We start from the raw sequence: 13,878 nt of genomic DNA, 5'->3' as shown, positions 1-13,878 counted from the left end.
GGCCGTGGATTGGCCGGAAGGCGCGGGACCACTGCCGTCGCTCGAGCGCTCGTGCCGCTGAGGTCCCCTCGTGTGGCGGAGTGCGCACAGAGGGCTGTCGGGTCGGAGCCGATCGGGCCACCGACCGGGCATCCTCATTCAGAGACCCGCCGAAGTATCCGGCAGGCTTATTACCACTGTACCCCGGATTCGCGCATCTGTGTTGGCCGAATTCCCGGCGGCCGTGTCGCGACGGGGGCTGACCAGGCCCTTCCGCGGTGCGGAAGGCGGGCTATTGTGCGCTCATGGAGACGCCTGACAACGCCACCGCGCCCGCCGCGGACGCGGCCGAAGAACTGACCGGGATCGCCGCCCAGGACTGGGCCGCGGCCTCCGCCGACCCCCAGTACCGCGCCGCGGTCGTGGATCTGCTCGGGGCGCTCGCCTACGGCGAGCTGGCGGCCTTCGAGCGGCTCGCCGAGGACGCGAAGCTGGCGCCGACGCTGGCCGACAAGGCCGAGCTGGCGAAGATGGCCTCCGCGGAGTTCCACCACTTCGAGCAGTTGCGGGACCGGCTGGCCGCGATCGACGCCGAGCCCACGAAGGCCATGGAGCCTTTCGCGGCCGCCTTGGACGAGTTCCACCGCCAGACCGCTCCGTCCGACTGGCTGGAGGGCCTGGTCAAGGCGTACGTCGGCGACTCGATCGCCAGCGACTTCTATCGCGAGGTGGCCGTGCGGCTGGACTCCGACACCCGCGCCCTGGTCCTCTCGGTGCTCGACGACACCGGTCACGGGAACTTCGCCGTGGAGAAGGTCCGTGCCGCGATCGAGGCGGACCCACGGGTCGGCGGCCGGCTCGCGCTCTGGGCGCGCCGGCTGATGGGCGAGGCGCTCTCCCAGGCCCAGCGGGTCGTGGCCGAGCGCGACGCGTTGTCCACGATGCTCGTGGGCGGTGTCGCGGACGGGTTCGACCTCGCGGCGGTCGGCGAGATGTTCACCCGGATCACCAAGGCGCACACGAAGCGGATGGCGGCGCTGGGGCTCGCCGCGTAACGGCCGGTCGGGGAAGCACGGGGGCGGCCCGGGTACCCGAGGCCGCACGGACGCCGCGACGGCGTGCGGTGGGCGGCGCGTCAGACGGCGGCTGATCGGCGCAGCCGCCGCGTCGTCGGCCGGATCAGCAGCGACAGCGTGACGGCGGCGACGAACACGGCCCCGAGCAGGGTGCCGAGCACATGTCCCGACCCGAGGGCCGTGTGCGTCAGATACGCGCCGAACAGGGCGCCGAGCGTGCCCGTCGGGTACACCACGCGCTGGGCGGGGAGCCGGTCCGGAAGCCGTCGCAGGGCCGCCCAGGAGAGTGCGAGTCCGAGCAGGACGGAGCCGAGAGCCTCCAGGATCACCACGGATCACCTCACGGACGGCGGGCGGGCGTGTCTGGTCGTAGCCCGTCCTACCCGGACCGACCGGAAAACAACCATCCGCTCCACTCGTTCACCGCTGGACACAGGCCCTGCGGCGGGGTAGGGGCCGGACGCACGGAAGGGCATCGCGGGCGACGCCCGCGATGCCCTTCCGGCAGTCGGTGCCTAGAGCGCGCCGAAGCCCACGCGGCGCGTGGTCGGCTCGCCGATCTCGACATAGGCGATGCGGTCGGCCGGTACCAGCACCTTGCGTCCCTTGTCGTCGGTCAGGCTGAGCAGCTGCGTCTTGCCCGCCAGAGCGTCGGCGACGGCCTGCTCGACCTCCTCGGCGGTCTGGCCGCTCTCCAGAGCGATCTCCCGGGGCGCGTGCTGCACGCCGATCTTGACCTCCACGGCTATGTCCCTCCGAACGGTCAGCGATGCGCGGTCAGCCGCGCCGTACGCAGCACACATTAGCCCGCTGAGGCGACGTCACACGGCTCAGCCGTGCACGCCCGCAGCGAACAGCGGCGGCCGGGCCGTCACCGGTCGTCGCCGTGGCCGCCCTCGGCGGAGTGCAGCGGGAATCCGGCGATGCCGCGCCAGGCCAGCGACGTCAGCAGCTGCACCGCCGTGTCGCGCGGGATGCCCGAGCCGCTGGAGAGCCAGTAGCGGGCGACCACCTGCGAGACGCCGCCGAGCCCCACGGCCAGCAGCATGGACTCGTCCTGCGAGAGGCCGGTGTCCTCGGCGATCACCTCGGAGATGGCCTCGGCGCACTGCAGCGAGACGCGCTCGACGCGCTCGCGCACAGCGGGCTCGTTCGTCAGGTCCGACTCGAAGACCAGCCGGAACGCGCCGCCCTCGTCCTCGACGTACGCGAAGTACGCGTCCATCGTGGCCGCGACGCGCTGCTTGTTGTCCGTCGTCGACGCGAGGGCGCCGCGCACCGCCTGCAGCAGCGACTCGCAGTGCTGGTCCAGCAGCGCCAGGTAGAGCTCCAGCTTCCCGGGGAAGTGCTGGTACAGCACCGGCTTGCTGACGCCGGCGCGCTCCGCGATGTCGTCCATCGCCGCCGAGTGGTACCCCTGCGCGACGAAGACTTCCTGGGCCGCGCCGAGAAGCTGGTTGCGTCGGGCACGGCGCGGCAGGCGGGTGCCTCGCGGGCGCGCCGCCTCTGTCTGCTCGATGGCTGTCACGCCGCCTCCCACGTTCGATGTCACAAGCACAGTGTTCCGTGCGTGCGCTCTGCGCTCGCGCCCGCCATCGTACTTTTCGGTAACCGTGGTGTGCGCGGTGCGGGCGCAGAATTTCACGTACCGGACGCCCGCGGTAGGTGGTGGCCCCAGGAAACCGGACAGATCAGCGGTAGTCCTCTTCGTCGAGGGCCACCACCCTGGCCTGCTCCAGGGCATCCGCCTCGTTCGCCTTCGACGGGTCGATGCGGGTCAGCGGCTCGTCGCCGACCGGCCGCACCTCGGTGTGCTGCTCGGCGGCGTCGGCCTCGGGCGTCTCCTCGTCGAGCTCCTCCAGCTCCCCGAGTTCGTTCGGCGTCCCCTGGTCGTCCTCCGTGAAGGTTTCCGGGTCCGTCGGGTCGGCAGCCATCTGGATCCCTTTCCTCTGCGGCATCAGCCAGGAGCGAGTACCCCGTAATCGAGCGTATGAGCATGCCCGGCCGGACGCTATGCGGTGTGTGACGCCGAACACAGGTTCTGTCGCGTGATCGTCTCGTAACATTGCCCCCATGTCTTCGACCGAGCTGCCGGGAACCCGCGCCGCCGACCCGGCTCCGCGGATCCGTTCCGTGCGGGTGGCCGAGGGGGAGGAGCTGCGCTCGGTGGCGCTCCCGGGGCTGACGCTCACGGTGCGTGCCCGTCCGCCCGCCCGGGCCGGGCTGCCCCCGGCGCTCTTCGTCCACGGGCTGGGCGGCTCGTCCCAGAACTGGACGCTGCTGATGGCGGCACTGGAGGGGGTCGTGGACGGCGAGGCCGTCGACCTGCCGGGCTTCGGGGACTCGCCGCCGCCCGACGACGGCAACTACTCGATCACCGCCCACGCCCGTGCGGTGATCCGCCTGCTCGACGCGAGCGGACGCGGCCCGGTCCATCTGTTCGGCAACTCCCTGGGCGGCGCGATCGCCACCCGGGTCGCGGCCGTCCGCCCCGATCTGGTGACCACCCTCACGCTCATCTCGCCCGCGTTGCCGGAACTCCGTGCACAGCGCGGCGCCTGGCCCACCGCGGCGCTCGGTCTGCCCGGCGTCGCCCCGCTGTTCCAGCGGCTGACGCGCGGCTGGACGCCCGAGATGCGGGTCCGCGGTGTGCTGTCCCTCTGCTACGGGGATCCGGGCCGGGTGACCGACGAGGCATTCCTCCACGCCGTGGAGGAGATGGAACGCCGGCTGCGGCTGCCCTACTTCTGGGACGCCATGGCCCGTTCCGCGCGCGGCATTGTTGACGCGTACACGCTGGGAGGGCAGCACGGTCTGTGGCGTCAGGCGGAGCGCGTGCTCGCGCCCACGCTGCTGGTCTACGGCTGCCGGGACCAACTGGTCTCGTACCGCATGGCCCGCCGGGCGAACGCCGCGTTCCGCGACTCGCGGCTGCTGACCCTCCCGGACGCGGGCCACGTCGCCATGATGGAGTATCCGGAGACGGTCGCAGAGGCCGCACGGCAACTGCTCGACGACAGCACGAGGAGCTGATCCGGGGCGTGGGACGACACAGCCGCAAGGGCCCCGCACCCAAGGCCGCCGACACCAGGGGTACTTCCGGCGGCGCCGCGGGCTCGCCCGCGGGTTCCGGTACCGGGCGGCGCAGGCGGGCCGGCGGGCCGCCGGAGCACTCGGGGCCCGCGGCCGACGGCACACCGGCGCACGGGCTACCGCAGGTGCGCGGCGGTCACCCCCAGCAGTACGAGACGGGCGGCGGCTGGGGCGGCCGGCCCTCGGCCGAGGGCCGGTACGGCGACTGGCAGGGCGTCCCGCGAGGCCGTACCGCCGCCACCACGGGCCGGCACGCCGGCGCCTCTTCCACCACCGGGACCGGACAGTTCCCGGCCTTCCCGCCCGGCGTCCGGCAGCGGCCGCCGATCGGCGCGGGGGCCCGGATCCCGGGCCCTCGCCGGGAGTTCGTCGAGGCCTTCGACCCGTTGCCGCCCGCGGACGAGCGGACGCCGGACGCGGGTACGGCCGCCGAAGACGGCGGCAGCGACGACGGGACCCCCGCCAAACACGCCCGCGGCCGTACGGTCACGGGCGTCGCGGCCGCCGCGGTGACCACCGTCCTGGCGGTCGTCGTCGCGGGGCAGGTCACCGACTCCGGGCCGGCGTCGACGGCCACCCAGGCGGCCGAGGGCGCCGAGCGGATCTCGGAGGACGACGCGTCCCGCTCCGACCAGCGCGTGGTGCCTCCGCGGCAGGCGGCTCCGGCCGCCCCCGCCGCACCGCCCACGTACGCGCAGCTGATGACCCGGCAGTTCCCCCTCGACCCCGAGCTCAAGGGCTCGGGCAAGTTCGAGGCGGTCCCGGGCCTGGACCGGGCGCCCGGCAAGGGCCGGAAGGTCCGCTACCGGGTGGACGTCGAGCAGGGACTCGGCCTGGACGGGAAGCTGTTCGCGGACGCCGTCCAGAAGACCCTGAACGACGACCGCAGCTGGGCGCGCGGCGGGGCCATGAGCTTCGAGCGGATCTCCACCGGAGAGCCCGAGTTCGTCATCACGCTGGCGAGCCCGGGCACCACCGGGATTTGGTGCGCCAAGTCGGGTCTCGACACCACCGTCGACAACGTCTCCTGCGACTCCGCCTCCACCGAGCGCGTGATGATCAACGCGTACCGCTGGGCGCAGGGTGCGGAGACCTACGGGGCCAAGGCGATGCTGACCTACCGTCAGATGCTCATCAACCACGAGGTCGGCCACCGCCTCGGCCACGGCCATGTGAACTGCCGTACGCCGGGGGCCCTCGCCCCCGTGATGCAGCAGCAGACGAAGTCGCTGGACATCGACGGGATCAAGTGCCGTCCCAACCCCTGGGCGTATCCGGGAGGTTGATGAGGGGCGCCCGTGTCGCCGGTCGCGAACCGCCTCCCCCGGAGGCGCAGGGCCGGGGCGCCGCCACGCGGCCGCGCTGCCGCGGAACCCCGGACGGCCGCTCCTGCCGCCGGGGCCGGGACGGTGTTCCGGGGCCCGTCCACCGCACGTCCTGATGGCTCGTGCACGTCCTGGTGGCGGAGAAGCGATGGCTGTCGATCGCCGGCCCCTCCGTGCGGCCCGTCCGCGTCGTCGCGCCGGGCGCCGCCGAGGAGGGCGCGGATCTCCCGGGCCCATGAAGGAGCCTTCCCGGCCGTGTCCGTGCTCGGTGCGGGCGCGGCCGGGAACGCGCCTCGGTCTGACGGAACGTGACGGAAATCGCTTGTAGCGCGACCGAACGCTACGAGAGTGGGAAAGTTACGTGCATTCACCCCTTCCGGTGGCGCGATGGACAACCGTCCGTCGCACCACCGGCTTGTCCGCATAACTTTTTCCCGCTGCGGGCCGCCCGACCGGAGGCGGCCGGCCACACAGGAGATCGGGGGTGCACTCGTGCGGATCGGACTGCTCACGGACGGTGGTTATCCGTATGCGACGGGTCAGTCCAGGCTCTGGTGCGACCGGCTCGTGCGCGGGCTCGCCCAGCACGACTTCGACGTCTACGCCCTCAGCCGGTCCGCCCACCAGGAGGACCAGGGCTGGGTGGAACTGCCGCGGCATGTCCAGCGGGTGCGGACGGCGCCCCTCTGGGCGCCCGAGGACGACGGGCGCACCTACGGGCGCCGTGAACGGCGCGTGTTCGCCGCCCACTTCGCCTCCCTCGCCTCCGCCGTCTGCTCCGACGGCGCCCCGGAGGCATTCGCCGAGGGGCTGTACGGCCTCGCCGGCCTCGCCCGGGAGCGCGGCGGACTGTACGCGGCCCTGCGCTCCGAACTCGCCGTGCGCACACTGGAGTCCGCCTGCCGCGCCCCAGGCGCGCGCCGGGCCGTGCACACCGCCGCGGTTCCGGACTACCTCGCCTTCACCGACGAGCTCGAGCGCGCGCTGCGCCCGCTCTCTCTCGACTGGTACGGGGACGACTCCCTCGGCGCGGTCGACCTCTGCCACGCCGCCTCCGGCGGCACGGCGGCCCTGCCCGGGCTTCTGGCCAAACGCTTCTTCGGGGTTCCGCTTCTGGTCACCGAATACGGCGTACAGCTGCGTGCCCACTACCTCGCGGCCTACGACGCGCCCCTCGCCGCCCCGGTACGCGCTCTGCTTGCCGCCTTCCACGGGTGCCTCGCCTCCGAGGTCTACCGACAGGCGTCCGTCATCACCCCCGGGAACACCCACGCCCGGCGCTGGCAGGAGAAGTGCGGTGCCGACCCGGCCCGGTTGCGCACGGTCTACCCCGGCATGGACGCCGAGCGCTTCACCGCGGTCGGGGAGGGGGACGACTCCGGCGATCCGCACACCCTCGTGTGGGTCGGCCGGATCGAGCCGGCCAAGGACCTCATCGCACTGCTCCACGCCTTCGCGGAGGTGCGCAAGGAGGAGCCCGAGGCGCGGCTCAGGATTCTGGGCGCACCCGTGACGGGACCCGAGTCCGGCGCCTACCTCGCGCACTGCAGGGCCCTGGCGGCACAGCTCTTCCCCGACGAGGCCGCGGACGCGCACGCGGTCGGCGACAACCCCGTCTCGTTCGAGGAGATAGGCGGCCCGGAGGCCCCGGACCTCGCGGACGCCTATGCCGCCGGGGCCGTGATCGTCCTGTCCAGCGTCGTCGAGGGTTTTCCGATCAGCCTGGTCGAGGCGATGTTCTGCGGCCGGGCGACCGTGTCCACCGATGTCGGCGCGGTCGTCGAGGTCATCGGCGGCACGGGACTCGTCGTCCCTCCGCGCAACCCCCGGGCGCTCGCGGACGCCTGTCTGGCACTGCTGCGCGACCCCGAACGCCGTGAACGGCTCGGCGCAGCGGCCCGGGCCCGGGCGCTCGAACTCTTCACCGTCGAGCAGAACCTCGCCGCGTTCCGCGGCATCTACCTGGAGCTCATCTCCCACAGCCCGGTCCACCGCGACTCGGACGCCGTCGACGGCGACGGCGAGCCCGTGCCCTTCGCCACCCCGGCGGAGGCCCATGTCCCCGGTCACTGGACCGGCGGCCGCACCCGCCCCCGCTGGGCGGACCCCGCATCCACCACCGCCGCGGCCGCACCAGGAGGGCCCGATGTCTGAACCCACCGCCCCCACCCCCGCCGGCAGAACCATCACCGCGCGGCAGCCCGATGCCGGGCGCCGCCCGGTCGCCGTGGCCGACGCCCCCCGGCGGCCCGCCGTCGCCGCGGCCCAGGGCGCCCGCTCGCAGCCGGTGGCGAAGGAGCGAGCCGCCGGGGGGGCCGGCGGAGCCGCTCGCACCAGGACCGGCCGTCGCGGGCCCGCCGACCCGGTGAAGGCGCTCATGCACCGCCACCGCGAACTGTGCGAACGGGCCGTCGACCCGCTGGAGATCGCCGCCGGTCTGGAGGCGCACGGCGTCACCGACCGGACCGCCGCCCGCTTCCGGCACCGCGACGTCTTCTCCCTCGCCGAGGAGCTCTACGCCCGGGTCCCGCGCGGCGAGGAGAGCACACCGTCCGCCGGGGACGAGCTCACCGCCGCCCGCCCCGCACACCTGGTGTCCGCGATGGCGCCGGGCGCGGTCGCCGTCCTCACGGCGGCCTGCCTCCGCCTCACCGAGGGCGGAGCCCGGCTCGGCGTGGGTGCGGCCGGGGCCGTCGGGCTGGCGGTCGCGCTCGCCTGGAGCCTGCGGCGCGGACCCCTGCGCGCCCACGGGCGCACCGTGCCCGTCACGCGCTTCCTGGTGGGCTGGCTCGTGGCGTACTCCCTCCTCGGCGACGGGCTGCTCGCCGGACTCGCCGCCGGTGGGCCCGACGGGCCGTGGCCGCTCGTGCCCGGCCCTCTCGTGGGCCTCGCCCTCGCCGTGACCCCCGCCGCCTGGACCGCGCGGCTGTTCGCGACCAGGGCACGGCGCAGGCTGGGAGGCAGCAGGGCGCTCGAGGAGTTCGCGGCGGGCGCGCGGCCCCTGCTGCTCGGCGGCATCGCCCTCCACACCGGCTGCCTCATCGCCCTGCTCGTGCTGACGTCCCTGGTCCTGCCCGTGGCGCTCGCCCCGGCCGTCGCCCTCGGGCTGCTGCTCTTCCTCGCCCGGCTGCTGACGGTGCACGGATTCCCGCACGCGGCCGCCGCCGGCCTCGGCCTCGCATGCGCAGGCGAGGCGCTTGCCCTGACCGCCGTCCTCGTCGGCCGCCTCCCCGGCTGCGACCTCCTCGCCCGGCCCGTCGAGGCCGTGGTGGACACCTGGGGTACCGCCGCAGTTCCCGCACTCGTGTGCGGCACCGCCGCGCTCGGACTGCTCGTCCACGCGAGCGCCGCGCTCTCGCGGGCCTCGGCCCACAGCACCTGACCCCTCATACCCCCACGCAATCCAGCCCCCCACGCACTCCCGCGGAGCCGACGCCGCGGACGTAACCCGCCACTGCACCATCCCCGAGGAGACAGAAGACGATGATCCCGCACCACCCAGCACCGGCCCGTCGGCCCCGAGGAGCCGCGCGATGAGGGTGCTGCTGCTCGGAGCAAACGGATTCCTCGGCCGGTTCGTCGCCGACCGGTTGCTGGCCGACCCGGCCGTGCACCTGACCGCGCTCGGGCGCGGCGACGACGCCGACGTACGGTTCGACCTCGCGGGCGGCAGCCCGGGGGCCCTCACCCGGTTCCTGGACGCCGTCCACCCGGGAGTCGTGATCAACTGCGCCGGCGCCACCCGCGGGGGCGCACGCGACCTCACCCGGCACAACACGGTGGCCGTCGCCACCGTCTGTGAGGCCATGCGCCGCAGCGGATGCGACGCCCGGCTCGTCCAGCTCGGCTGCGCCTCCGAGTACGGGCCCTCGCAGCCCGGTTCCTCGACCGCCGAGGACGCCGTGCCGCGACCCGGCGGGCCGTACGGGGTGTCCAAGCTCGCCGCGACCGAGCTGGTCCTCGGGTCCGGGCTGGACGCGGTCGTCCTGCGGGTCTTCTCGCCCGTCGGTCCCGGCACCCCGGCCGGCTCACCACTCGGCCGGCTGGCCGAGGCCATGCGCCGTGCCATGCAGGCCGGCGACGGCGAGCTGAAGCTCAGCGGACTGGGCGTCCAGCGCGACTTCGTCGACGTGCGGGACGTGGCGCGTGCCGTGCACGCCGCCTCGCTCTCCGCCGCGCAGGGCGTCGTCAACATCGGAACCGGCCGAGCGGTGCGGCTGCGTGACGCCGCCGCCGTGCTGGCCAGGGTCGCCGGATACGCGGGGGCACTGCACGAGCTGGACGGACCGCCCCACCGCCCCGGTCACCCGGTCATCGGCGCCCCCCGGGGCCCCGAGTCCGTCCCGGAGCAGCTCGGCGCCACGCCCTATCCCTACCCCGACGGCTGCGGCAGTTGGCAGCAGGCGGACGTACGAACCGCCCGTGACCGGCTGGGCTGGCGGCCGCGGATCAACCTGGAGGAGTCCCTCGCGGACATCTGGATGGAGGCGGCATGCCGCATCTGATCAGCACGGACCGCGCACTCTCCGCCACGGGCGCCGACCGGCTCGGTTTCGGTGTCCCGGGCTATGCCCACCCCCTGGTCGCCCCGGTCGAATGGGCCGAGCTGACCAGACCGGGCACCCCGCTGCACTGGGCCGTCCTCGATGTCTCGGACGGCCCGGGCAGCAGACCCGACCCGCACTGCCTGGAGGCGGTGGGCAAGCTCACCAACGCCGGAGTCCGGGTGCTGGGCAGCATCGACCTCGCCCACGGCACCCGGACCTTCGCCGAGATCGTCTCCGACGCCCATCGCTACCTCGACTGGTACAAGGTCGGCGGCTTCCTGCTGGACCGCTGTCCGGTCGAGCAGGCGGACCTGCCCCAGGTGCGCCGTGCGACGGCCACGCTGGAGGCGGTTCTCGACGGTGGGCACATCGTTCTGGGCCATGGCGAGCATCCCCATCCCGGCTACGCGGAGGCGGCCGACCAGCTCGTCACCTTCTCCGGGGCCTGGACCGACTACCGCTGGTCGCAGGTCGCGGAGTGGACCGCGGACCACCCTCCGGAGCGCTTCGTGCACTTCGTCCACGGGGTGCCCCGGACGCATCTGGACGAGGCGATGAGGATCGCCCGCTGGCAGGGCGCCGGGACGATCTTCTTCACCGATCGTTCCGGCCCGGATCGGGGACAGAACGGGGCATTCGACTCGTTGCCCGGCTACTGGGACGAAATTGTCTCGCGGATTGGACCGGGTGTCTCGGAATGAGAAGGCGCGTGGCACTGTTACAGCCAGAACAACCGTACTGAAGCAACCACCAACGACGGAGTCCCCGTGTCGCTGCCACCCCTGGTCGAGCCGGCTGCCGAGCTCACCGTAGACGAGGTCCGCAGGTACTCCCGCCACCTGATCATCCCGGACGTCGGGATGGACGGGCAGAAGCGGCTGAAGAACGCCAAGGTGCTCTGTGTGGGCGCCGGTGGCCTCGGCTCGCCGGCGCTGATGTACCTGGCGGCGGCCGGTGTCGGCACGCTCGGCATCGTGGAGTTCGACGAGGTCGACGAGTCGAACCTGCAGCGTCAGATCATCCACAGCCAGTCGGACATCGGCCGGTCCAAGGCCGAGTCCGCGCGTGACAGCGTCAAGGGCATCAATCCGTACGTGAACGTGGTCCTTCACGAGGAGCGGCTCGAGGCCGAGAACGTGATGGACATCTTCAGCCAGTACGACCTCATCGTCGACGGCACGGACAACTTCGCCACCCGGTACCTGGTGAACGACGCGTGCGTGCTGCTCAACAAGCCGTACGTATGGGGGTCGATCTACCGCTTCGACGGCCAGGCCTCGGTGTTCTGGTCCGAGCACGGCCCCTGCTACCGCTGCCTGTACCCGGAGCCCCCGCCGCCCGGGATGGTGCCCTCCTGCGCCGAGGGCGGCGTGCTGGGCGTGCTCTGCGCGTCCATCGGGTCCATCCAGGTCAACGAGGCCATCAAGCTGCTGGCCGGCATCGGCGAGCCGCTGGTCGGCCGACTGATGATCTACGATGCCCTGGAGATGCAGTACCGCCAGGTGAAGGTCCGCAAGGACCCGAACTGCGCGGTCTGCGGCGAGAGCCCGACCGTCACCGAACTCATCGACTACGAGGCCTTCTGCGGCGTCGTGTCCGAGGAGGCCCAGGAAGCGGCGCTCGGCTCCACGATCACTCCGAAGCAGCTCAAGGAGTGGATCGACGACGGCGAGAGCATCGACATCATCGACGTCCGAGAGCCGAACGAGTACGAGATCGTCGCGATCCCCGGCGCGCGTCTGATCCCCAAGAACGACTTCCTGATGGGCAACGCCCTCCAGGACCTGCCGCAGGACAAGAAGATCGTTCTGCACTGCAAGACGGGTGTCCGCAGTGCGGAAGTACTGGCGGTGCTCAAGTCGGCCGGCTTCGCCGACGCCGTGCACGTCGGCGGAGGCGTGATCGGATGGGTCAACCAGATCGAGCCGGACAAGCCGGTCTACTAGACCCGTGTTCCGGAGCAAAGGGGTCGGCCCGCATCGGGCCGGCCCCTTTCGCGTGCGGCCGTCGCGGTGCGGAGGGTGCCGGCCCTTCGCCGTCCACACAAGGCGGGTGGGGGCGAACGCCCGTTTCTCCGCGTACGGGGAGTGGGGGGCCGCATCCGCCCCTTCCCGTGCCTCGCCCGCCGGTGGGCGGGCGCCCGAGGGCGTCCCGTCCAGGCCGGGTCGGGCACATGGTGCCGTCCGCCCGTCGAGCCGGGCGGAAGCTCCACAGCGCGGCCTAGCCGCAGGTCCTGCCGTCCTCCGGCAACTCGCCGTCCAGCAGATAACCGTCCACGATCCCCGTCACGCACCCGTTCGACGGGGTGTAGCCGCCGTGGCCCTCGCCCTTGTTGGTGAGCAGGATGCCGACGCCCTCGCCCAGTTCGTCCGCCATCCGCCGGGCGCCCTCGTACGGCGTCGCCGGGTCACCGGTCGTGCCCACGACCAGGATCGGGCCCGCGCCCTTCGCGCTGGCGTCGGGCGTCTCGTGCTCCCCGGGGACCGGCCAGTCCGCGCACCATCCCGCCGTGTCCCACGCCAGGAACGGACCGAACACCGGGGATATCCGCTCGAACTCCGGCAGCAGGGCCTTCGCCTCGGCCGGGGTCGGGCGCTGTTCGGCGTCCACGCACGATATCGCCCGCTGCGAGTGGGACTGCGTACCGTAACTGCCGTCCGGTTCACGGTCGTTGTAGGAGTCGGCCAGGGCCAGCAGCTTCGCTCCGCGATCCCGCTCCTCCGCCTCCTCGAGGGCCGCCGTGAGATCGGGCCACATGGTCTGCGAGTAGAGGGGCAGCACGATTCCCGTGAGCGCGAGGCTCTGGTTCAGCTCACGGCCGTCTCCGGCCGGCAGCGGCTTCTCGTCGATCCGTTCCAGCAGTGCCGCTATCCGGGCCGTGCCCCGCTTCGGGTCCTCGCCCCTGCTCGTGAGGTAGTTGTCCAGGGCGCGCTGGAAGCCGGTGGTCTGGTTGCGGGCGTGCCCCACGGCGTCCGCCGTCGGGTCGACCACCGCGTCCAGCACCGTCCGCCCGACGTTTCCCGGGAAGAGGTGGGCGTACGTGCCGCCGAGCTGGGTGCCGTAGGAGATGCCGAAGTAGTTGAGCCTGCGGTCGCCCAGGACATGGCGGACGAGGTCCATGTCGCGTGCGGCGTTGGCCGTGCCCACATGGGCGAGGACCTTTCCCGCCCGGCGCGCGCAGCCCTCGCCGAAGTCCCTGGCGTCCGCGAAGTAGGCCGCCTCCTCGGCGGCCGTGTCGGGGGTGAGGTCGACGCGCTCGGCGGCCTGCTCCGTGCCCGCGTCGTCGCGGCACACCACGCCCGCGCTCCCCGACACCCCGCGGGGGTCGAAACCCACCAGGTCGTAGCGCGAGTTGAGCGTCTCGTACTCCACCGACGCACGGGGCAGCAGATCGACGCCGGATGCTCCGGGGCCACCGAAGTTGAACAGCAGCGAGCCGAGGCGTCGGTCCTCGTCCCGCGCCGGACGGCGGATCAGCGCGATGGAGATCGTCTCGCCGTCCGGGACGCCGTAGTCGAGCGGGACCTTCACCGACGCGCAGGTCCAGCCCTCCGCGCCCGCGCAGGGCTCCCACCGCGGACGCTGGTTCGTGAGCGCGTCGGGGAGCCCGTGGGCGGCGTCGCCCCGCTTCACCGGGACGGACGCCGCGGGACGGCCCCTGCCGTCCGCCCCCGCACCACCACTCGTGTCACAGGCCGCCAGCGCCCCTCCTGCCAGCGCCAGCGCCACGGCCGCCGCGGCCGGCCTCGTCAGCAAAGACATTCTCTGCCCCCCCCGCGCGTGCATCGCCTGTACGTTCCACTGCTGCGCCATCCTAGGCGCCGTCACCGACAGTGACGGTGGGAACCCGCGGCGTCC

Annotated in this window: 13 protein-coding genes; 8 read left to right on the top strand and 5 right to left on the bottom strand. The window is 73.0% G+C overall.

The genetic code is table 11. The annotated features are described in order from the left end of the window. Window positions 1-284: 284 nt before the first annotated feature. Window positions 285-1,034: a ferritin-like fold-containing protein gene (locus O7595_RS10810; RefSeq protein WP_269728497.1), complete on the top strand. Its 750-nt coding sequence runs from the start codon at window positions 285-287 to the stop codon at window positions 1,032-1,034. Window positions 1,035-1,114: 80 nt separating this feature from the next. On the opposite strand, the gene O7595_RS10805 is transcribed toward O7595_RS10810, so the two are convergent. The 4 genes from O7595_RS10805 to O7595_RS10790 all read right to left on the bottom strand — a co-directional run bounded on the left by O7595_RS10805 (window position 1,115) and on the right by O7595_RS10790 (window position 2,989). Continuing rightward, complete coding sequence (locus O7595_RS10805) at window positions 1,115-1,384, bottom strand: hypothetical protein (RefSeq protein WP_269732449.1); 270 nt, start codon at window positions 1,382-1,384, stop codon at window positions 1,115-1,117. A 186-nt stretch (window positions 1,385-1,570) separates the two neighbouring features. Next, on the bottom strand, window positions 1,571-1,798 hold the full coding sequence (locus tag O7595_RS10800) for a DUF3107 domain-containing protein (protein WP_199800664.1): 228 nt from the start codon (window positions 1,796-1,798) through the stop codon (window positions 1,571-1,573). Between the two features lie 128 nt (window positions 1,799-1,926). Continuing rightward, window positions 1,927-2,583: a TetR/AcrR family transcriptional regulator gene (locus O7595_RS10795; protein WP_269728496.1), complete on the bottom strand. Its 657-nt coding sequence runs from the start codon at window positions 2,581-2,583 to the stop codon at window positions 1,927-1,929. A 163-nt stretch (window positions 2,584-2,746) separates the two neighbouring features. Further along, window positions 2,747-2,989 (bottom strand): hypothetical protein, encoded by a 243-nt coding sequence (locus O7595_RS10790; protein ID WP_269728495.1) that lies wholly within the window; start codon window positions 2,987-2,989, stop codon window positions 2,747-2,749. A gap of 139 nt (window positions 2,990-3,128) precedes the next feature. On the opposite strand from O7595_RS10790, the gene O7595_RS10785 reads away from it, so the two are divergent. From O7595_RS10785 to moeZ, 7 genes are all read left to right on the top strand, one after another. Next, entirely contained in the window at window positions 3,129-4,088 is a 960-nt protein-coding gene (locus tag O7595_RS10785) for an alpha/beta fold hydrolase (protein ID WP_269728494.1), read from the top strand. An 8-nt stretch (window positions 4,089-4,096) separates the two neighbouring features. Next, window positions 4,097-5,434 (top strand): DUF3152 domain-containing protein, encoded by a 1,338-nt coding sequence (locus O7595_RS10780; protein WP_269728493.1) that lies wholly within the window; start codon window positions 4,097-4,099, stop codon window positions 5,432-5,434. A gap of 531 nt (window positions 5,435-5,965) precedes the next feature. Then, window positions 5,966-7,627, top strand: coding sequence for a DUF3492 domain-containing protein (locus O7595_RS10775; protein ID WP_269728492.1), 1,662 nt, complete (start codon window positions 5,966-5,968; stop codon window positions 7,625-7,627). Then, on the top strand, window positions 7,620-8,855 hold the full coding sequence (locus O7595_RS10770) for a hypothetical protein (RefSeq protein ID WP_269728491.1): 1,236 nt from the start codon (window positions 7,620-7,622) through the stop codon (window positions 8,853-8,855). The genes O7595_RS10775 and O7595_RS10770 overlap by 8 nt, the downstream gene beginning before the upstream one ends. Before the next feature lie 151 nt (window positions 8,856-9,006). Further along, entirely contained in the window at window positions 9,007-9,978 is a 972-nt protein-coding gene (locus O7595_RS10765) for an NAD-dependent epimerase/dehydratase (protein WP_269728490.1), read from the top strand. Then, the gene (locus O7595_RS10760; RefSeq protein WP_269728489.1) at window positions 9,966-10,721 is read left to right on the top strand and encodes a spherulation-specific family 4 protein; all 756 of its coding nucleotides are present in this window, start codon (window positions 9,966-9,968) and stop codon (window positions 10,719-10,721) included. The genes O7595_RS10765 and O7595_RS10760 overlap by 13 nt, the downstream gene beginning before the upstream one ends. A gap of 66 nt (window positions 10,722-10,787) precedes the next feature. Next, window positions 10,788-11,966: an adenylyltransferase/sulfurtransferase MoeZ gene (gene moeZ / locus O7595_RS10755; RefSeq protein ID WP_269728488.1), complete on the top strand. Its 1,179-nt coding sequence runs from the start codon at window positions 10,788-10,790 to the stop codon at window positions 11,964-11,966. Between the two features lie 274 nt (window positions 11,967-12,240). On the opposite strand, the gene O7595_RS10750 is transcribed toward moeZ, so the two are convergent. Continuing rightward, on the bottom strand, window positions 12,241-13,782 hold the full coding sequence (locus O7595_RS10750; protein ID WP_269728487.1) for an alpha/beta hydrolase: 1,542 nt from the start codon (window positions 13,780-13,782) through the stop codon (window positions 12,241-12,243). Window positions 13,783-13,878 lie beyond the last annotated feature (96 nt).

The sequence above is a fragment of the Streptomyces sp. WMMC940 genome, assembly GCF_027460265.1.
Taxonomy (GTDB): domain Bacteria; phylum Actinomycetota; class Actinomycetes; order Streptomycetales; family Streptomycetaceae; genus Streptomyces.
This window is presented reverse-complemented; position numbering and strand designations above follow the sequence as displayed.